This window comes from Paenarthrobacter sp. E2MeOHC11, from assembly GCF_058744955.1.
This window is the reverse complement of sequence record NZ_CP196673.1, coordinates 763,035-781,069: the sequence shown is the minus strand read 5'-3', so window position 1 is coordinate 781,069 and position 18,035 is coordinate 763,035. Positions and strand designations below refer to the sequence as shown.

23 protein-coding genes and 1 tRNA gene are annotated in these 18,035 nt (G+C 63.7%); 21 read left to right on the top strand and 3 right to left on the bottom strand.

Annotation, left to right across the window (positions count from 1 at the left end):
- The first annotated feature begins 1 nt into the window (after nt 1).
- The 14 genes from ACSSVG_RS03560 to ACSSVG_RS03495 all read left to right on the top strand — a co-directional run bounded on the left by ACSSVG_RS03560 (nt 2) and on the right by ACSSVG_RS03495 (nt 13,287).
- Nucleotides 2–406, top strand: coding sequence for a cytidine deaminase (locus ACSSVG_RS03560; RefSeq protein WP_231342465.1), 405 nt, complete (start codon nt 2–4; stop codon nt 404–406).
- Complete coding sequence (locus ACSSVG_RS03555) at nt 403–1,713, top strand: thymidine phosphorylase (protein ID WP_492417330.1); 1,311 nt, start codon at nt 403–405, stop codon at nt 1,711–1,713. Before ACSSVG_RS03560 ends, ACSSVG_RS03555 begins: the two co-directional genes overlap by 4 nt.
- An 88-nt stretch (nt 1,714–1,801) precedes the next feature.
- Nucleotides 1,802–2,452, top strand: a complete 651-nt coding sequence (locus ACSSVG_RS03550) for a DedA family protein (RefSeq protein WP_231342457.1) — start codon at nt 1,802–1,804, stop codon at nt 2,450–2,452.
- A 193-nt stretch (nt 2,453–2,645) separates the two neighbouring features.
- A complete protein-coding gene (locus tag ACSSVG_RS03545; RefSeq protein ID WP_231342476.1) occupies nt 2,646–3,383 on the top strand; it encodes a DedA family protein in 738 nt (245 codons plus the stop codon).
- 28 nt (nt 3,384–3,411) lie between these two features.
- Nucleotides 3,412–4,554, top strand: a complete 1,143-nt coding sequence (locus tag ACSSVG_RS03540) for an adenosine deaminase (RefSeq protein WP_231342455.1) — start codon at nt 3,412–3,414, stop codon at nt 4,552–4,554.
- Nucleotides 4,555–4,675: 121 nt separating this feature from the next.
- Complete coding sequence (locus ACSSVG_RS03535; protein WP_492419128.1) at nt 4,676–5,284, top strand: MazG nucleotide pyrophosphohydrolase domain-containing protein; 609 nt, start codon at nt 4,676–4,678, stop codon at nt 5,282–5,284.
- Nucleotides 5,285–5,400: 116 nt separating this feature from the next.
- Complete coding sequence (gene eno, locus ACSSVG_RS03530) at nt 5,401–6,681, top strand: phosphopyruvate hydratase (protein ID WP_231342452.1); 1,281 nt, start codon at nt 5,401–5,403, stop codon at nt 6,679–6,681.
- Nucleotides 6,682–6,813: 132 nt separating this feature from the next.
- Nucleotides 6,814–7,566, top strand: coding sequence for an FtsB family cell division protein (locus tag ACSSVG_RS03525; protein WP_492417328.1), 753 nt, complete (start codon nt 6,814–6,816; stop codon nt 7,564–7,566).
- Between the two features lie 68 nt (nt 7,567–7,634).
- On the top strand, nt 7,635–8,318 hold the full coding sequence (locus ACSSVG_RS03520) for a DUF501 domain-containing protein (RefSeq protein WP_231342446.1): 684 nt from the start codon (nt 7,635–7,637) through the stop codon (nt 8,316–8,318).
- Nucleotides 8,315–9,271 (top strand): Ppx/GppA phosphatase family protein, encoded by a 957-nt coding sequence (locus ACSSVG_RS03515; RefSeq protein ID WP_231342444.1) that lies wholly within the window; start codon nt 8,315–8,317, stop codon nt 9,269–9,271. The genes ACSSVG_RS03520 and ACSSVG_RS03515 overlap by 4 nt, the downstream gene beginning before the upstream one ends.
- Nucleotides 9,268–10,659, top strand: a complete 1,392-nt coding sequence (locus tag ACSSVG_RS03510; protein WP_231342442.1) for a S8 family serine peptidase — start codon at nt 9,268–9,270, stop codon at nt 10,657–10,659. The genes ACSSVG_RS03515 and ACSSVG_RS03510 overlap by 4 nt, the downstream gene beginning before the upstream one ends.
- A 38-nt stretch (nt 10,660–10,697) precedes the next feature.
- Entirely contained in the window at nt 10,698–12,152 is a 1,455-nt protein-coding gene (locus tag ACSSVG_RS03505) for an NAD(P)/FAD-dependent oxidoreductase (RefSeq protein ID WP_231342437.1), read from the top strand.
- A gap of 119 nt (nt 12,153–12,271) precedes the next feature.
- Nucleotides 12,272–13,192 (top strand): N-acetyltransferase, encoded by a 921-nt coding sequence (locus ACSSVG_RS03500; protein ID WP_231342434.1) that lies wholly within the window; start codon nt 12,272–12,274, stop codon nt 13,190–13,192.
- Between the two features lie 21 nt (nt 13,193–13,213).
- Nucleotides 13,214–13,287: transfer RNA gene (locus ACSSVG_RS03495), tRNA-Leu, on the top strand.
- Between the two features lie 436 nt (nt 13,288–13,723).
- Here ACSSVG_RS03495 and ACSSVG_RS03490 read toward each other — a convergent pair.
- From ACSSVG_RS03490 to ACSSVG_RS03480, 3 genes are read right to left on the bottom strand one after another with little or no spacing between them, the layout of a single operon-like run.
- On the bottom strand, nt 13,724–15,064 hold the full coding sequence (locus ACSSVG_RS03490; RefSeq protein ID WP_492417324.1) for a tyrosine-type recombinase/integrase: 1,341 nt from the start codon (nt 15,062–15,064) through the stop codon (nt 13,724–13,726).
- Nucleotides 15,061–15,222 (bottom strand): hypothetical protein, encoded by a 162-nt coding sequence (locus ACSSVG_RS03485; RefSeq protein ID WP_492417323.1) that lies wholly within the window; start codon nt 15,220–15,222, stop codon nt 15,061–15,063. The genes ACSSVG_RS03490 and ACSSVG_RS03485 overlap by 4 nt, the downstream gene beginning before the upstream one ends.
- A gap of 3 nt (nt 15,223–15,225) precedes the next feature.
- Entirely contained in the window at nt 15,226–15,378 is a 153-nt protein-coding gene (locus ACSSVG_RS03480) for a helix-turn-helix domain-containing protein (RefSeq protein ID WP_492417321.1), read from the bottom strand.
- A 352-nt stretch (nt 15,379–15,730) separates the two neighbouring features.
- Between ACSSVG_RS03480 and ACSSVG_RS03475 the strand changes: the two genes are divergently transcribed.
- From ACSSVG_RS03475 to ACSSVG_RS03445, 7 genes are all read left to right on the top strand, one after another.
- Nucleotides 15,731–15,997: a helix-turn-helix domain-containing protein gene (locus ACSSVG_RS03475; protein WP_492417319.1), complete on the top strand. Its 267-nt coding sequence runs from the start codon at nt 15,731–15,733 to the stop codon at nt 15,995–15,997.
- 70 nt (nt 15,998–16,067) lie between these two features.
- Nucleotides 16,068–16,292 (top strand): helix-turn-helix domain-containing protein, encoded by a 225-nt coding sequence (locus ACSSVG_RS03470; protein WP_492417317.1) that lies wholly within the window; start codon nt 16,068–16,070, stop codon nt 16,290–16,292.
- Nucleotides 16,289–16,486 (top strand): hypothetical protein, encoded by a 198-nt coding sequence (locus tag ACSSVG_RS03465; RefSeq protein ID WP_492417315.1) that lies wholly within the window; start codon nt 16,289–16,291, stop codon nt 16,484–16,486. Before ACSSVG_RS03470 ends, ACSSVG_RS03465 begins: the two co-directional genes overlap by 4 nt.
- Nucleotides 16,483–16,626: a hypothetical protein gene (locus ACSSVG_RS03460; protein ID WP_492417314.1), complete on the top strand. Its 144-nt coding sequence runs from the start codon at nt 16,483–16,485 to the stop codon at nt 16,624–16,626. The genes ACSSVG_RS03465 and ACSSVG_RS03460 overlap by 4 nt, the downstream gene beginning before the upstream one ends.
- An 18-nt stretch (nt 16,627–16,644) precedes the next feature.
- Nucleotides 16,645–17,031 (top strand): hypothetical protein, encoded by a 387-nt coding sequence (locus tag ACSSVG_RS03455; RefSeq protein ID WP_492417312.1) that lies wholly within the window; start codon nt 16,645–16,647, stop codon nt 17,029–17,031.
- Complete coding sequence (locus ACSSVG_RS03450) at nt 17,028–17,234, top strand: hypothetical protein (protein WP_492417310.1); 207 nt, start codon at nt 17,028–17,030, stop codon at nt 17,232–17,234. Before ACSSVG_RS03455 ends, ACSSVG_RS03450 begins: the two co-directional genes overlap by 4 nt.
- Nucleotides 17,231–18,034: a hypothetical protein gene (locus ACSSVG_RS03445; RefSeq protein WP_492417308.1), complete on the top strand. Its 804-nt coding sequence runs from the start codon at nt 17,231–17,233 to the stop codon at nt 18,032–18,034. The genes ACSSVG_RS03450 and ACSSVG_RS03445 overlap by 4 nt, the downstream gene beginning before the upstream one ends.
- The last annotated feature ends 1 nt before the right edge of the window (nt 18,035 follow it).

Genomic DNA, 18,035 nt, shown 5'->3' with positions numbered 1-18,035 from the left:
GATGCCGGCGAATGACATCGACTGGCCCGCTCTGGAAGATGCGGCAAAGCAGGCCATGGCGCGTGCCTATGCGCCGTACTCCAAGTTCCCGGTGGGGGCCGCGGCCCTCACCGAGGACGGCCGGATTGTCAGCGGCTGCAACGTGGAGAATGCCAGCTACGGCCTGACGCTTTGCGCCGAATGTGCCTTGGTGGGGGAGCTCCACATGACCGGCGGTGGCAGGCTTGCCGCCTTCTATTGCGTGGACGGCGGCGGCAACATCCTCATGCCGTGTGGGCGTTGCCGCCAGCTGCTCTACGAATTCAGGGCGCCAGGCATGCAGCTCATGACCACGCAGGGCATCAAAACCATGGACCAGGTCCTGCCTGACGCCTTTGGTCCCGAAAACCTGGAGGAAACCACGTGACCAGCACTGAAGCGTTCGACGCCGTCCAGATCATTTCCATCAAGCGTGACAAGGGCACTCTCTCGCCCGAGCAGATCGACTGGACCATCGACGCCTACACCCGTGGGGTCATTGCCGAGGAGCAGATGGCCGCACTGAACATGGCCATCCTGCTCAACGGCATGGACCGCGCCGAGATTTCGCGGTGGACTGCCGCCATGATCGCCTCGGGCGAGCGGATGGACTTTTCGTCCCTGACAAGGCCCGACGGCGGCATGAAGGCTACCAGCGATAAACACTCCACCGGTGGGGTCGGGGACAAGATCACGCTGCCGTTGGCTCCTTTGGTTGCCGTCTTCGGCGTCGCGGTTCCGCAACTGTCAGGCCGCGGCCTGGGCCACACCGGCGGAACGTTGGACAAGTTGGAAGCCATCCCCGGCTGGCGCGCCAACTTGAGCAACGAAGAGATCATGGCCCAACTCCAGGACGTCGGTGCAGTCATTTGCGCCGCAGGCTCCGGGCTGGCTCCTGCGGATAAGAAGCTGTACGCGCTGCGCGACGTCACGGGGACGGTGGAAGCCATCCCGCTGATTGCGTCCTCGATCATGAGCAAGAAGATCGCGGAAGGCACGGGTTCATTGGTGCTGGACGTCAAAGTTGGTTCCGGCGCCTTCATGAAGGACGAGGCGCGGGCCCGCGAGCTTGCCGAGACCATGGTGGCCCTGGGCAAGGACGCCGGCGTGCACACCGTCGCCCTGATCACGGATATGTCCACGCCGCTCGGCTTGACCGCTGGAAACGCGATCGAAGTTGAGGAATCAGTGGAGGTCCTTGCCGGCGGCGGTCCGGAAGACGTCGTCGAGCTGACCGTCCGCCTGGCCGAGGAGATGCTGGCAGGCGCCGGCATCCACGACGCCGATCCCGCTGCGGCGCTCAAGGACGGGCGTGCCATGGATGTCTGGAACCGGATGATCGAGGCGCAGGGCGGGGACCCGCGTGCTGCTCTGCCGGTGGCCAGGGAATCCGAGGTTGTGTATGCTCCCGCGGACGGTGTCCTGGTGGAACTGGATGCGCTCTCCGTGGGTGTGGCCGCTTGGCGCCTCGGCGCCGGCCGTGCCCGCAAGGAAGACCAGGTCCAAGCCGGCGCCGGTGTGAGGATGCATGCCAAGCCCGGTGCGCTGGTCCGTGCCGGTGAACCGTTGATGACACTCCTGACGGATACTCCGGAGAAGTTTGAACGGGCCAAGGAGGCACTCCAGGATGCTGTAGTGATTGCGCCCGAAGGATCACGCCCGGCGCACCAGCTCATCATCGATCGCATCGCCTAGGCTTAAGTGTTCCGGGCCGTTCGCCAAGGACGGCCCGGAACACCAGTCATCCGGCGCCTGTGGGGGAGCCGGCTACCGTAAGGAAACCGTGCAGGGCATCAACGATTTCATCCTCGCCGCGGCCGAGCAGCCGTGGGTGTTGTTCCTGGTGCTGGCCTGCTGCGTGATTGATGGATTCTTTCCGCCCATCCCCAGCGAATCCGTGGTGGTGGGCCTGAGCGCAGTGTCCGGAAGCAGCGGCTCGCCCAACGTATGGCTGCTCGGCCTGATGGCAGCCATCGGGGCCTTCTCCGGGGATAACATCGCCTACATTATTGGCCGTCGGATCGGTATCGCGCGGTGGCGTTGGATGCGCACCCAGCGGATGCAGGGCGCCTTCCGTTGGGCAGGCAAGGAACTCCGACGGCGTTCGGCCTCGCTGATCATGGTGGCCCGGTTCATCCCCATCGGGAGGGTGGCGGTCAACCTGACGGCGGGCGCCACTCATTTCCACCATCGCCGCTTCGTTGCCCTCACTGCCCTGTCGGCCATCCTGTGGGCCACGTATTCGGTGATTCTCGGCTACTTCTTCGGAGTCTGGTTCGAGGACAACCATCTCCTGGGTGCCGTCATAGCCATCGTGGTTGCCGTGATCCTGGGGGTCATCATCGATCGGATCATCAGCAAAGTCCGTGGATCCGTGCCGTTGGATGGCAAGAACATCCCTGAGGAAGAGGCACCGCCTCCACCCACGGTATGACAGGGAAGGCTCCGGAAGATCAGCCCGGCGGTGGACGAATAAACGGCCCCGTCACCTATAGCGTTAAACGCGTGATCCCTCGGCTGGGGCGTAGCGAACGACGTCCCGGCCATGGGACACTAAGAGCGACTTCCGTCACACTGTCAAGTCATATTCGCCTAGGAGCTACCGCCGCGTGGAGTTTTTGAACCAAATGCTCGAGCATGCAGCCGGGCAGCCCTGGATATACCCGGTCCTCCTGGTCTTCTTCTTCATTGACGGATTTGCCACCATCCTTCCCAGCGAAACAGCCATCGTGGGTCTCTCGGCGCTGTCCCTTCACAGCGGAGAACCGAACCTGTGGATCCTGGGCGCCACCGCGCTGGTCGGCGCGATGGCGGGCGACAATATGGCGTACATGCTCGGCCGGAAGATCGGCCTCACCCGCTGGAAGTGGATGCGCAGGCCCAAGGTCCAGAAAATGTTTGCCTGGGCGCAGTACGAGCTGGACAAGCGCGGGGCAGTGTTGATTTTCACGGCCCGCTACATTCCGTGGGGCCGCGTGGCTGTGAACTACGTTGCCGGACAAACAGGTTTTCGCCACCGCACCTTCTTCTGGCTGGACGCGTTCGCCTGCATTACCTGGGTGGCCTACTCCATTGGCATTGGCCTGCTGGCGGGTCAGTGGGTGCACCACAACCCGCTCCTCGGCGTAGGAATTGCGGTTGCCTTCGCTGTGGTCCTGGGCATTGTGGTGGATCATGCCCTGCGTTGGTGGCACAAGTACCTGGAAAAGAAGGATATCGCCCGAGGCACAGCCCCCCGCGAAAATGTCCTCAGCGAAGATGTGCCCAGCGAAAACGTGCCCAGCGAGGATGCTCCCGTATCAGACGCGTCGGATGCGGTCCGGAAGGCCGTTGCAGGCGTCGACGCCTCCAAGCCTGCTGGCTAAGCTCCTGCCGTCCCCCTACAGTTAGTACGTGACTGAGCCCATACTTGACGCCGCCCCTGCCCTCGACTTCGATTTGAAGAGCCTCCCCAAGGTTTCCCTGCACGACCACCTCGATGGAGGCCTACGCCCCGCCACCATCATCGAGCTTGCTGAGGAGGTCGGCCACACGCTGCCGTCCACCGATCCCGTGGCGCTGGGCGAATGGTTCCGCGAGTCCGCCGACTCCGGCTCGCTGGTGCGCTACCTCGAGACATTCGACCACACCATTGCCGTCATGCAGACCAAGGAAGGCCTGTTCAGGGTCGCCAAGGAATTCGTGGAAGACCTCGCCGAGGACGGCGTGGTTTACGGCGAAGTCCGCTGGGCGCCGGAGCAGCACCTGCAGAAGGGCCTCACCCTCGATGACGTTGTAGAAGCCGTCCAGACCGGCCTCGAAGCCGGAGTGGACGCTGCCGAGGAGCGCGGCCAGCAGATCCAGGTGGGCCAGCTCATCACCGCCATGCGCCACGCCGACCGTGGCCAGGAGATTGCCGAACTCGCAGTCCGCCACCGCGCCAACGGCGCGGTCGGCTTTGACATCGCGGGCGCCGAAGATGGCTTCCTGCCGTCCCGTTTCAAGGAAGCCTTCACCTACCTCGCTGAAAACAACTTCCCTGCCACGGTCCACGCCGGTGAAGCCGCGGGCTTGGAGAGCATCCAGTCCGCCTTGGTTGATGGCCGCGCCCTCCGCCTGGGCCACGGCGTACGGATTGCCGAGGACATCAGCGTGGAGTTTGAGGATAACTCCGACGACGACGGCGAAGACACCATCGGCATGGTGACCATCGGCAGCATTGCGGCTTGGGTCCGCGACCGCGGAATCGCCCTGGAAATCTGCCCGTCGTCCAACCTCCAGACCGGTGCCATTTCCGGTTTTGGCGACGGCATCGAAAGCCACCCGGTGGACATGCTCTTCCAGCTGGGCTTCAACGTCACCATCAACACGGACAACCGCCTGATGAGTGGCGTCACCCTGACGGACGAATTCGAACTGCTCGTGGAGACCTTCGACTACGACCTCGATGACCTGCTCGAGCTGACGCTCAACGCTGCCGAAGCAGCCTTCCTGCCGCTGGACGAGCGTGAAGCCTTGGTTGAGTACATCAACGATGCCTACGCCAACCTCGGCTAACAACGCCGACGGACCCGCGGACCTGATGGGTGGGCCCACGGCAGCGGGGGTCCCCGGCCGGGCTTGCGGGGTCGGGGAGCTGCTGGGGACAGTTGCCGCGCTGCGTGAGCATTGCCCCTGGATGGGTGCGCTGACGCACGAGTCGCTGGTGGAGTACCTGATCGAGGAAGCCTACGAAGTGGTGGATTCGATAGAAGCCGGTGACTCCCCGGCGAGGGACAGCGAGCTCCGCGGCGAGCTGGGCGATGTGCTGCTACAGGTAGTGCTTCATGCCCGGCTCGCCGAGGAGCGCGGCAGCTTCGACTTTGACGCCGTGGCGCGCGGAATCAACGCCAAGATGGTCCGCCGGAACGGGCACGTCTTCAAGGCGGACGGTTCCCTGCAGGAGAGTTTCCCGGCCAGTGTCGAGGAAATCATCGTCACGTGGGACGCCGCCAAACGTGCGGAGAAGCCGGAGCGGAAAGATCCCTTTGAGGGCATTCCGCCGCACCTTCCGGCGTTGGCAGCGGCTCAGAAGTCCTTGGATCGTGCGGTACGCGCAGGCTTGGACGTCGACGCACAAGGCGCGATGTCCGCCGTCGTAGTTCCTGTCATTCCGGCCTCGGAAGAGGCGCTCGGGGAGCTGCTGCTCGCCATCGTTGCCGGTGCCCGGGAACAAGGATTCGACGCCGAACGGGCCCTCCGCTCGGCAGTTCGATCGTTTCAGAACAGCCAACCAAAGCCTTCATGACGTGAGCCGTTGGAATCCGTGCCGTAACCTAAGCCACTCTCGACTACGCTAGTAGCGACGAGGACGTTGAGAATTTCCCTCCTCATTCCTGTAATTTGCCCATAAGGAGCACATCCATGGCGCTTATCGATGCCATCCACGCACGCGAGATCCTTGATTCCCGCGGAAACCCGACCGTAGAAGTTGAGGTCCTGCTCTCCGACGGCCAGATCGGCCGTGCAGCAGTTCCCTCCGGTGCCTCCACCGGCGAGCACGAGGCCGTTGAGCTTCGCGACGGCGACAAGGGCCGTTACCTCGGCAAGGGTGTCCAGAAGGCTGTTGACGCCGTCATCGACGAGATCTCCCCGGCCCTGATTGGTTTCGACGCCACTGACCAGCGCAGCATCGACCAGGCCATGATTGACCTCGACGGCACGCCCAACAAGGGCAAGCTCGGCGCCAACGCCATCCTCGGCGTCTCCCTGGCCGTTGCCAACGCTGCCGCAGCTTCGGCTGACCTGCCGCTGTACAAGTACCTGGGCGGCCCGAACGCGCACGTCCTGCCCGTTCCGCTGATGAACATCCTCAACGGTGGCTCGCACGCCGACTCCGATGTGGACATCCAGGAATTCATGATCGCCCCGATCGGTGCCGAGACCTTCTCCGAAGGCCTGCGCTGGGGTGTTGAGGTCTACCACAACCTCAAGGCTGTCCTCCAGGAAAAGGGCCTCTCCACCGGCCTCGGCGACGAAGGTGGCTTTGCCCCCAACCTGCCGTCCAACCGCGCTGCACTGGACCTGATCCAGGAAGCCATCAAGAACGCCGGCTACACCCCGGGTACTGACATCGCCCTGGCACTGGACGTTGCATCGTCCGAGTTCTACAAGGACGGCGCCTACCAGTTCGAAGGCAAGGCACTTTCCGCCACCGAGATGAGCGCCTACTACGCTGAGCTCGTTGCCGACTACCCGCTGGTTTCCATTGAAGACCCGCTGGACGAGAACGACTGGGAAGGCTGGAAGACCCTCACCGACACCATCGGTGACAAGGTCCAGCTGGTGGGCGATGACCTCTTCGTCACCAACCCGGTCCGCCTGCAGCAGGGCATCGACGCTGCCACGGCAAACTCCCTGCTGGTCAAGGTCAACCAGATCGGTTCCCTGACCGAGACGCTCGACGCCGTTTCCCTGGCCCAGCGTTCCGGCTACACCACCATCACCTCGCACCGCTCCGGCGAAACCGAGGACACCACCATTGCTGACATCGCCGTTGCCACCAACGCGGGCCAGATCAAGACCGGTGCCCCGGCCCGCTCCGAGCGCGTCGCAAAGTACAACCAGCTGCTGCGCATCGAAGAAGAACTCGACGACGCCGCACGCTACGCCGGCCGCAGCGCGTTCCCGCGTTTCAAGGGCTAGCCTTCAGCGAAAACACGTAACCGGTGGCTATGGTGGAATGACCATGGCCACCGGTTCTGTTTAACGCGGGCCAGGTCGGCAACAGCAAGCGCAGCAACCCGCCAGGCAAGCACCGGGCATTACAGGAGTGTCATGGCCACCCGTCGTCCAAAGGTACCCAGGGCCGACGCCCTTGGCGGCCCTTCCGGTACAGGCCGCCCATCCAGCGAAACGCGGACCGCCGGCGCTGGTCCGCGGACTGCAGCCAAGAGTGCGGCCGGCACAGGTTCGACCGAGCCTGGTTCCGATGGCGGCGATGTCATCAAAGCCGAGTTCGGCGGCACGCGATCCACGCCAAAACCGTCGACGCCGGCAGGTGGCAGCAAGATTCCGACGGGCAGGAAGCCCTCGGCGTCCACTGCTGGAAAGGCCACCTCCAAGGCCACCCCAAAGACCAATGACAAGGCCTCCAGCAAACCGCAGCCCGCGGCCAAGGACGATCGCGACGTCGATCCCGTACCAGCCAAGGCGTTTTCCGGCAGGATGCTGGCGCTGGCGGTCGTGATGATAGCCATCACCATCATGCTTGCCCCCACGGTGAAGATTTTCCTGGAGAAGCGCGCCGAAATTTCGGCGCTGGAGGCCGAGATTGCCGACCGGAAAGCAGAGCAAACCGAGCTGAACAAACAGCTTTCCCGGTGGCAGGACCCCAACTACGTGAAACAACAGGCCCGCGACCGCATTAACATGGTTATGCCGGGTGAAACGGGTTACTGGGTGTTTGGGGGAGAAGAAGCCGCCGGCACGCCGGGTGGCCGCACCGGCTCCGGATCGTCTGCCAACCCGGAGAATCTGCCCTGGGTCGATGCCCTCTGGGAGTCAATCAGACGATCGGCAACTGACTAGACGCGGTGCCCGCCGCCGTCGTGTCCGCAATGGACACGGCAACAAGGGCAGGAAGGTTGGCAGCGCAAGTGGAAGAGAACACGGCAGCCATGCCGCAGGAATCCCGCCAGCCATCAGCACACGATCTTGAGGTCCTCAGCCGCCAGCTCGGCCGGCCGGTCCGGGATGTCGTTGAGATCCCTGCACGGTGCGTCTGCGGCAATCCGCTGGTGGCGGCCACTGCGCCACGGCTCAGCAACGGAACACCGTTCCCCACCACGTTCTACCTGACCCACCCGGTCATCACCTCCGCGGTGTCGCGGCTGGAAGCGGGCGGCTTGATGAACGAGATGAATGACCGGCTGGCCGCTGACCAAGAGTTGGCGGGCACCTACCAAAGCGCCCACGAGGCCTATCTTCAGGCCCGGAACGACATCGCCGACCGCTCCGGGACCGGTGCGGTGCCCGAAATTGACGGCATCTCCGCCGGTGGCATGCCCACCCGCGTGAAGTGCCTGCATGTCCTGGTTGGCCACTCGTTGGCCGCAGGGCCGGGCGTCAACCCGTTGGGGGACGAGGCCCTGGAGTCCATCACCGAATGGTGGACCAAGGACCGCTGCTACTGCGACGGCGCCTGGGACACAGCGGGAGAGGCTCCTTCGCGCGACCTGAGCCGGCACGGCCCGCAGGGATTGCCGGACATCGTTGGACGCCCTGCGCCGGTGCGGAAATCGAAGACGGACATGTCAGGCCACCAGGAAGGCACTGCATGAGCCGCGTGGCAGCGATCGACTGCGGAACCAACTCGATCCGCCTCCTCATCGCCGATGCTTCGGCCGGCCGGGCATCGGGCCCCTTGGCTGACGTCGTCCGTGAAATGCGGGTGGTTCGCCTGGGCCAGGGCGTTGATGCCACGGGCGAACTTGCCCCCGAGGCCCTGGAACGTACGTTCGCTGCAACACGTGACTACGCCGAACTCATCAAGGTGCACGGCGCCGGGCGGGTCCGTTTCGCCGCGACGTCAGCCACCCGTGACGCCCGCAACCGCCAGGTCTTCGTGGACGGCATCCGGGACCTCCTGGGTGTGGAACCGGAGGTGATTTCCGGTGAAGAAGAAGCCGCGCTGTCATTTGCCGGTGCCAGCAGCGTCCTGCCGGCGACGGGACAGGACCCCATCCTCGTGGTGGACCTCGGCGGTGGCAGCACCGAGTTCGTCCTGGGCGACGCCGACGGTGTGATCGCGGCCCGCTCGGTGGATATCGGCTGTGTGAGGCTTACTGAACGTCACCTTCGCAGCGATCCGCCCACGCAAGCGCAAATCGCCGCAGCCGAGGCCGACGTCGATGCCGCACTGGACCTTGCCGCGCAGGCGGTGCCGCTTGACCGCGCCACAGCTGTGGTGGGCGTGGCCGGTTCCATCACTACGATTACGGCGCACGCGCTCGGCTTGAGCGAATACCAGCCGGACCGGATCCATGGTGCGTCACTGGATCTTGAGACCATCAGTGATGCCTGCACCAACCTGCTGGAAATGACGCGGGAGGAGCGCGCCAGGCTTCCCTACATGCATCCCGGCCGCGTGGACGTCATTGGCGCGGGCGCCTTGGTGTGGCGCCGGATCCTGGACCGCTTGGCCAGCGTCAGCGACGGCAGGATCACTACTGCCGTCTCCAGTGAGCACGACATCCTGGACGGCATCGCACTGAGCATCCGGGACGCCGAATGACGTTGCGTTTTCGCCGCACCGTCTCCGCTGCCCTTGCCACAGCACTGGCAGGCGGGGCGCTGGCGGGTGCATTGTTGACCGCTCCTGCCGCTACCGCTGACGCGTGGCGGGACAAAGAGTTCTGGCTTAAGGAATCCGGTGTTACCAACGCCTGGCAGGTTTCCAAGGGCGCGGGAGTCAAGGTTGCCATCATCGATAGCGGCATTGACGGGAACCACCCGGACCTCAAAGGCGTGGTGGTCGGCGGAACCGATGTCTCGGGAGCCGGGGCACCCAACGGGCAGAAGAGCATCGGCGCCAAGACCGAGCATGGGACCCTGGTTGCCACGATGCTCGCCGGGCGCGGTCATACGACCCCCACGGCATCGCCGTCACCGAGTGCTTCGGCGAGTCCGCCCGGACCACCGACTGTCCCGCCTGCCGGGGGACCGGACGGGATCACCGGCGTCGCGCCTGAAGCTGAAATCCTTGCAGTTTCAACCTGGCTCGGGTCACCCAATCCTGGTGGCAAAACAGATCAGGAACAGATTCCGGATGCTGTGCGATGGGCAGTGGACAACGGCGCCAAGGTCATCAACATCTCGCTCGGCAGTACCTCGCCGGACTGGCCGCAGAGCTGGGACGCGGCATTCCTCTACGCCGAGCAGAAGGATGTGGTGATCGTTGCTGCGGCGGGCAACCGCGTGGGCGGTAACGTGCAGGTCGGGGCCCCGGCGACCATTCCCGGTGTCCTGACGGTCGCCGGGCTCGACGGCGAGGGGCGCGCCAGCGTGGATTCCTCGTCGCAGGGCATCAGCATTGGCGTGGCGGCACCGGCCGAGAACCTGGTGGGCGGCATTCCTGGAGGTGGGTACGCCGAATGGGCAGGCACCTCCGGCGCGGCCCCCATCGTTTCCGGTGTTGCTGCCCTCATCCGGTCCAAGTGGCCGGAGATGAGCGCCACCCAGGTCATCAACAGGATTGTCACCACCGCAAAGGATGCGGGAGCTCCGGGCAAGGATCCGCTGTACGGCTACGGCATCCTGAATGCCGAGGCAGCGTTGAAGAGTGAGGTACCGACGGCCAGCAGCAACCCCCTTGGTTCCATCGCCGACTGGATCCGTGTCCACCGCCGGGGCGACTTCAGCACGCCATCGCAGGCGCCGGTCGCGAGCCCCACCAGCGCAGCGCCCACGCTGGCCGACCCGACCGTTCCCGCTGCGAAGACGCCGGCGACCGTCGATGACGCCCTCCCTGCCGCCGTCGTGCTTGGCTTTGGAGCGCTGTTCATCGCCCTCGTGACGGGTGCTGCGATCCAACTGCGCAAGGTCTCCAGGAACCCTCCGGCTGTTCCCGAAGAAGCCGAAACGGGTGCTCTTTTGAAGGTGGATCCGCCCGCCAGGAAGTAGTTAGTGAAGATTTTCACAAAGTACTGTACTCTGGATTCATGGCAACCACCCCTGAGCTCATTGACCGTCCCCGGGTCCTCGTCGTCGGCGGCGGTTACGTCGGCCTGTACGTAGCCCTCAAACTGCAGAAGAAGATCGCGAACGCGGGCGGCATCGTCACCGTCGTTGATCCACTGCCGTACATGACCTACCAGCCCTTCCTTCCGGAGGTGGCCGGTGGCAACATCGAGGCACGCCACGCCGTCGTCTCCCACCGCCAGCACCTGAAGCAGACTGAGCTCATCCAGGGCCGCGTCACCAGCATCGACCACGCCAACCGGACTGCGGTCATCGCACCGTCCGATGGCGGCGAGAACTTCGAAATCCCGTACTTCGACGTTGTCATCGCAGCCGGCGCCATCACCCGTACCTTCCCCATCAAGGGCCTCGCGGACAAGGGCATCGGCCTGAAGACCATCGAGGAAGCCGTTGCACTGCGCAACAAGGTCCTGGAGCGCATTGAAGCCGCTTCCACCATGACGGACCCGGCGGAACGCGCCAAGGCACTGACCTTCGTGGTTGTCGGTGGCGGCTTTGCCGGCATCGAGTGCCTCACCGAAATGGAAGACCTCGCCCGCGCCGCAGTCCGCAACAACCCGCGCATCCGCCAGGAAGAAGTCCGCTTCATCCTCGTCGAAGCCATGGGCCGCATCATGCCCGAGGTCACCGCTTCGCAGGCCGAATGGGTTGTGGAGCACCTCCGCAGCCGCGGCATCGAAGTACTCCTGAACACCTCCCTTGACAGCGCCGAGGGCAACCTCAAACTGATCAACCTCCCGGACAAGACCCCGGCGCAGGAAGTTGAAGCAGACACCCTGGTTTGGGCTGCCGGCGTGCAGGCCAACCCGATGATCCGCTCCACCGACTTCCCGCTGGAACCGCGTGGCCGCGTCCGCGTCCTCCCGGACCTGCGCATCGCAGGCGACGAAGGCATCGTGGAGAACGCCTGGGCAGCCGGCGACATCGCCGCTGTTCCGGACCTTACGGGCAAGGGCCTGCCGGACGGTACCTGCGTCCCCAACGCCCAGCACGCTCTTCGTCAGGCCAAGAAGCTCGCCAAGAACCTGTGGGCTTCACGCTGGGACAAGCCGCTGCACGACTACAAGCACAAGAACCTTGGTGCTGTTGCCGGCTTCGGCGAGTGGAAGGGTGTTGCCAATATCAACCTGCTCGGCCGCATCGGCCTCAAGGGCGGCCTCGCCTGGTTGGCGCACCGCGGTTACCACGGCATGGCCATGCCCACGGTTGAGCGCAAGTTCCGCGTTGTCTTCGGCTGGATCCTGGCCTTCTTCGCAGGCCGCGACACCACGCAGCTGATCGATCTCGACAACCCGCGCGGTGCCTTCGTGGCCGCAGCGACGCCGGCTCCCAAGCCCGCTGCCGCTCCGGCTCCTGTAGAAGCCAAGCCTGTTGCCGAAGAAGTCAAGACTCCGGTCACTGCTGACGCCAAGTAGTTCACGCACGACTGGTTCACGCACGACGGCGGCCGCCCCCTTTCAGGGAGTGGTCGCCGTCGGCGTTTAAGCAGTAGCGTTACGGTGGTCGCGGGTCATTGCGCCCCTAGACTGTCTTCATGTCCGGTGAAACCGATCTGAAGACGCTGCTGGAATCCCTTCACCCCGTGGCCCGCGAGGGCGATTACGTTTACGCCTTGTGGCCGCACGGCAGGCCCCTGGAGGGCGGCGTCGAAGCGGCAGTTCGCGAAGCCGAGGGCCTCACGGTTGTCCTGCGGCGGGACGAAGCGGACTCTTTGGGCCTGAGGTACGACTTTGTCGCCACGTGGATCACGCTCCAGGTCCATTCGGCCCTTGAAGCCGTAGGACTCACCGCTGCCGTCAGCGCCGCGTTGACGCACGCCGGGATCAGCTGCAATGTCCTGGCCGGCTTCCACCATGACCACCTCCTGGTGCCTTCCGCCGATGCCGAACGGGCCATGGACGTCCTCCGGCTGCTTGCTCGTGGTGTCGTCCTGCGATCTGAGCGGCCCGAGGACCGGGAAGAGATCCTGGAGCTGACAGCCAACGCGTTCGCCGTCTCACCAGTGACGGGCGAGCCTGTCGAGGGCACGCCGATCGAAGTCGGGCTCCTGCGCGAGCTGTTCGAGTGCGCGGAGTACATTCCGGAGTTCAGCATCGTGGCGGAAATGGGTGGGGAGATTGTGGGCCACGCGATCAGCACGCGGGGCTGGATCGGGGAGCTGGAGCTCATTGCCCTCGGCCCCATAGGCGTGCTTCCCCACTTCCAGAAGCGGGGGGTCGGTTCAGCCCTGATGCGCGAGACCGCGGCCCGCGCCACAGCACGTGGAGAACCCGGAATCGCACTGCTGGGCAGTCCGCTCTATTACCCACGCTTCGGCTACGTGCCTGCCACCTCTGTGGGTGTGCAACCGCCTGAGGCGATGTGGGGCGACCACTTCCAGTTGCTGACCCTGCCGGAATGGCCCGACGGCGTCCGGGGCACCTTCCGCTACGCGGAGCCGTTCAACGGGCTATAGCTGGGATACCATGGTGCGGGCGCCCCAGTAGCCCAATTGGCAGAGGCAGCGGACTTAAAATCCGCGTGTTGTGGGTTCGAGTCCCACCTGGGGCACAAACAAAAAGACCCCCGAAACCCTTGCGAACAAAGGGATTCGGGGGTCTTTCTGTTTCAACCGAGCGGCGCCCTCACCATGTTGGTGGTTGCCATTTTGGTTGCCATTAGCTGCTTGATGCCTGAAACCAAAGGTCCGTCATACCGTCCGGCCAATGGATTTCCCACACCTCGCCTCCGTCAATCTCGACGCGCTCGGCAATAGTGCCGAACTCGCCTTCCCCGCGTGCGACGGCCAGCGTGCACCCGTTCGGCCCGTATCCCATAACAGGCCGAATCTGATCAACCATCAATAAAACCCCCTCGGTTTGAAACTTCAACGTAAATGACAGGGCAGACAAAAAAGACCCCGGCTGGAAATAAATCCAACCGGGGCCTTAACCTCTGCTCAGTGCAGGATAGGTCCACTTCCGTAACGCATACAAATCGCGTGACGTCAGGCTTTCCTGCGGGCGCGGAAGTCTGCCATGGACACCACGCCACCATTGGTCGGTTCGGGCTCGGCCGGGGCTGCCCAGAGGGCGTCTCCCATCTTCTTGGCAGCCTCGACGCGCATGACGTCGAGGACGTGCTGGTAGCGCTTGAGCATGGACGCCACGGACCATCCCATGATGTCCATGACCACACGTCCATCCACCCCCATCAGGAGGAGCAGGGTGGCGGCGGTGTGCCTGGCGTCGTGCACTCGGACCGCCGGCACACCCGAGGCCTTTAGGAAGGCTTGCCATGCCTGCCAGTCCTTGGAGGCTTGGACAGCGTTGCCGTTGCGCTGGCAGAACACAAGGTCCAGCTTCTCTCCGCCGGCGGCCGTGAAACCCTTCCACCGAGTGCCCTCTTCGGTTCGGGCACGCAGCTGCTCTTCGCGGTGCTTCTTGAGGGTGGGCACGAGCTGCTCGGGCAGCGGCACGGTTCGCTTGCCGGCATCCGACTTAGGCGCACCGACGAACCGTCCGCCAGAGTGGCGCTCCTTGCAGTGGTCCGCGCGACGGCCGCACGGCTTCTTGGCCTTCGGGTCCGACTCGGACTTCGGGCAGCCGTGCTTCCAGGGCAGCGAGTACAGCTCGCGGTGGACGTGGATCTGCCCGCCGTCGAGGTCGATCTTGTCCCAGGCAAGGCCGAGCGCTTCGCCCTGGCGCAGGCCGAGGGCAAGGGCGATGAGCCAGCGTGCGCCGCCTTCACTGTTCTCCGCAGCGACTCGCAGCTTCCGCGCGTCATCGGGGGATAGGATCTCCGGCTCGAAGGCTGCCTGCTGTGGAGCGTCCATGCGCTGGGCCGGGTTGGTGGCGATTCGCCCGCGGCGGACAGCTACGGTGAGCGCGCGGGAAAGTATGCGATGCAGCTGCGCGACAGTGGACTCGGAGCGGCCGGCATCGCGCATCGGCTTGTAGAGCTGCTCGAGGTGCTCGGGCGTCAGTTTATCCAGACGCGTCTTGGCAACTTTGGAGGTATCTACCCAGTTGCGCACGTAGCTGCGGTAACCAACAAGGGTTCGCGGGCGCACCTTGGTAGGGGCGATGTTCTCAAGCCAGTGCTCCATCCACTCACCCAGGGTGGGCGGGCGCCCGTCGCTGAGCAATCCGTTTTCGCGGTTGCTGATGGCGGCGCGGAGATTCTTGCTGCATTCTTTTTCGGTTGCTCCGTAGACAACTACACGCTGCAGCTTGCCGTTGGAGTCTCGACCGTTGCGGAGGTATGCCTTCCAGCGCCCATCAGTGAGTCGCCGCGGAGCGGTGCCCTCGCCGTTTGGCCGGCGGGTGGGGTCTTCTGACGAACTCATGCGGCGAAGTTTTTTGTACCGGCGAGGTTATCGACGGCTGTGTTCCAGGCGTCGACAGTGATCGTGCCTCGGGATTCAAGCTCGGCCATAAGGTAGCCGATCAGTTGATGCGGCTCGACCTTGGAGTCACTGGGGCTCTTCGGGGCTGCGGTTTCCATGGGTTAGTCCTGGCCCTGCTCTGCCTGGAGACGATCCGTGGCAGCCATAAACAGGGTCCTGTAGTCCTCGCCTAAGGCGTCGCAGATCTTCTGAATGTCACTGATGGTGAAGGCAGCTTCATCGCGAAGGCGAGTCGCTATGTAGTTCTGGGACATTCCGGTCATTTTTGAGAGCTGGTTCCCGCTGACGCGGGCTCTGCCCATGGCTGCGCGCACCTCGGCGGCTACAGCAACGGCAAGCGGACCAGATTTATCTTCTTTTCCTAGCGGCATATTCATAGACACTAACCCATCTCCCACTCAATCGACTCTCTAGACGCCCCATTTAACCCATATGGCGTCGTTAACTAGCTCAGCATACACACATAAACGTATATACGCACGATTAAGCTTAAACACGCTCACTTAACCCCGTGAGTTGCTCTTCTTACTCATATCGGTTAGGTTTCCAGCATGGTTCATACCTGTTTACCCCCCTCGAAGTACTCATACGAAGGAAGCGCACTACTTGGAAACCACCGAGACAGTACTCAATAAGCCACCCGCAACGGCCGCCGAGAAAGTGGCCACCGAAATCAGGGGCCTCATGGGTGCCAAGCAACTCAGCATCCCTGACCTCGCCAAGAAGTTGAACGTCTCCCGGACCACCGCAGTAAGGCGTCTGAACGGCGACGGATACATGACCATCAACGAGCTCGAAGAAATTGCCAACTGGCTGGAAGTGCCAGTCATGCGGATCATCGCCCCGGCGCCAGGCTCCGGCTACAGCGAATAAAAAAGTCCCCCGCCTAGCAGCAACTAGGCGAGGGACTCTGTTGAAAACCAACCTCACCAAGGAGCATACCTTGTCTACCTCCACAGAAACACTCCCGTCCTCGGCTCTGCCGTTGCACACCGTGGCCGACGCGGCCAAGCAGCTCGGCGTATCGCTCAACTTCCTGTACGAGCGGATCCGCGGCAACGAGATTCCCACGGTAAACCTGGGCACCGACAGTCAGAAGAAGCTGCGCATCCGCGATGACAGCCTCCGCGCCTGGGTCGAGGCCCGCACTACTCGGATAGCCGCATGAGCGTCGCAGCGCAGGCCGAAGCTACCCCGACGCAGGGGCGCAGGGCTGACACCAGCCGCACCTCGTACATGGAGCACTGGGCCGAGCGCTACCACCGCAGCCAGGAAGCCGTCGAACGGGCACGGCTCCGCAAGGGCAAAGCCAAGTACCGCGCCCACCGTGAACCGCTCGCAGGGAAATCGGCTAAGGCATGAGCAACATCGACGCCTTCTGGGAAGTCCCCGGATTCTGGGCAATGGCCGGAGTGCTCATCCTCTTCGCAGCCGTAGCCACCCTCCTAGTCGTAACCGGGCCAACCGAGGCCCCATATGACGACAACGACGAACAGCTCTAACACCAGACAAGGAATAACATGACCACCGAAGCAACGACCACCAACGGACTCCCCGCTGGCACACTCGAAGAGCAAGTCACCTGGGTAGCTTCGCTCATCGCACAGCACGAAGCCGACGTCGCAGCCCTCGCCGCCGAGGCCAAGAAGCACGTGGCCGAGATTGACAGCCTCAAGGCCACGGTCCGCCAGCTGCTCCCCGTGGGGAAGCACAAGTTCGGCAACATCACAGTGAGTATCACCAACCCGAACCGTTCGTTCGACGCGGACGCGTTCATGAAGTCCTACCCAGTAGAGGTGAACCCTGCACTCTACAAGGCAGTGATCGACAGTGCAGCACTTCCGCCCAAGATCAAGGACCAGTTCATGGTTGAGGGCACCGGCGATCCCAAGGTTGCCATCAAGTGAGCGCCACCGAGAAAACGCTGACCTGTGACTCCTGCCCGGAGGAATCGCAGGACGTCCAGGCAGCAATGAAGCACGTAACTGCCAACACGGACCACAAGATGTCCGCCGTTATCGACGAGGAAGGGTCAACCATCACCGTCAGTATCAACGATGGCGACGAGAACGCTGGCGACCTGTGGGGCTTCGGCGGAGACGACCAGTGACCCTGGTCAACGCGGAGGGAGTGCGCCACAAGCACTCCTACTACCTCGACGCAGACCACGAGTTCGGAGCACGGGCCAAGAGCATCGCGGACCAGGCGTTCGACATCATGATCGAGGAAATGGTCAACCAGCCGCGCTCGCTCCAAAAGCGCATTGGCCCTTCCGAGATGGGTATCGACTGCAACCGGGCGATCCTGCACAAGCTGGCACGCACCCCGGAACCTCCCCGCGGTCCCGCATGGAAGCCGCAGGTTGGTACAGCCCTTCACGACCAGCAGGAGCGCTGGTTCAAGAAGGCAGCTGCCGCCGGCGCATCCGAAGAGAACCGATGGATGTGCGAAGAGTCCGTTGTCGTTGGCCAGATCAGCGGCGAGGACCACACCGGATCCACGGACCTCTTCGACACCTGGGGCCACGCCGTTGGTGACTGGAAGTTCGTTGGTCCAAGCCGACTCAAGCACTACCGCTCCAAGGGCCCTAGCAACCAGTACCGGACCCAAGCCCACCTCTACGGGCGCGGATGGGACTTGGAGGGTTTCAAGGTCGATTTGGTGATGATCTTCTTCATCCCCAGGGACGGCGAACTGTCCGATTCCTACGTCTGGTCCGAGCCCTACAACGAGGGCATCGCCCTCAACGCACTGGCTCGGATGAACCAGCTCGACGGCCTACAAAAGGCCATCGGTCTGGAACAGGCGCTCAGCCTGTATCCGCTCTGCGACGACAGGTTCTGCACCTGGTGCGCCCCGCAGAACAGAGTGGCCCAGCTTCAGCAAACCAACCCCTTCGCACGACGCTAAC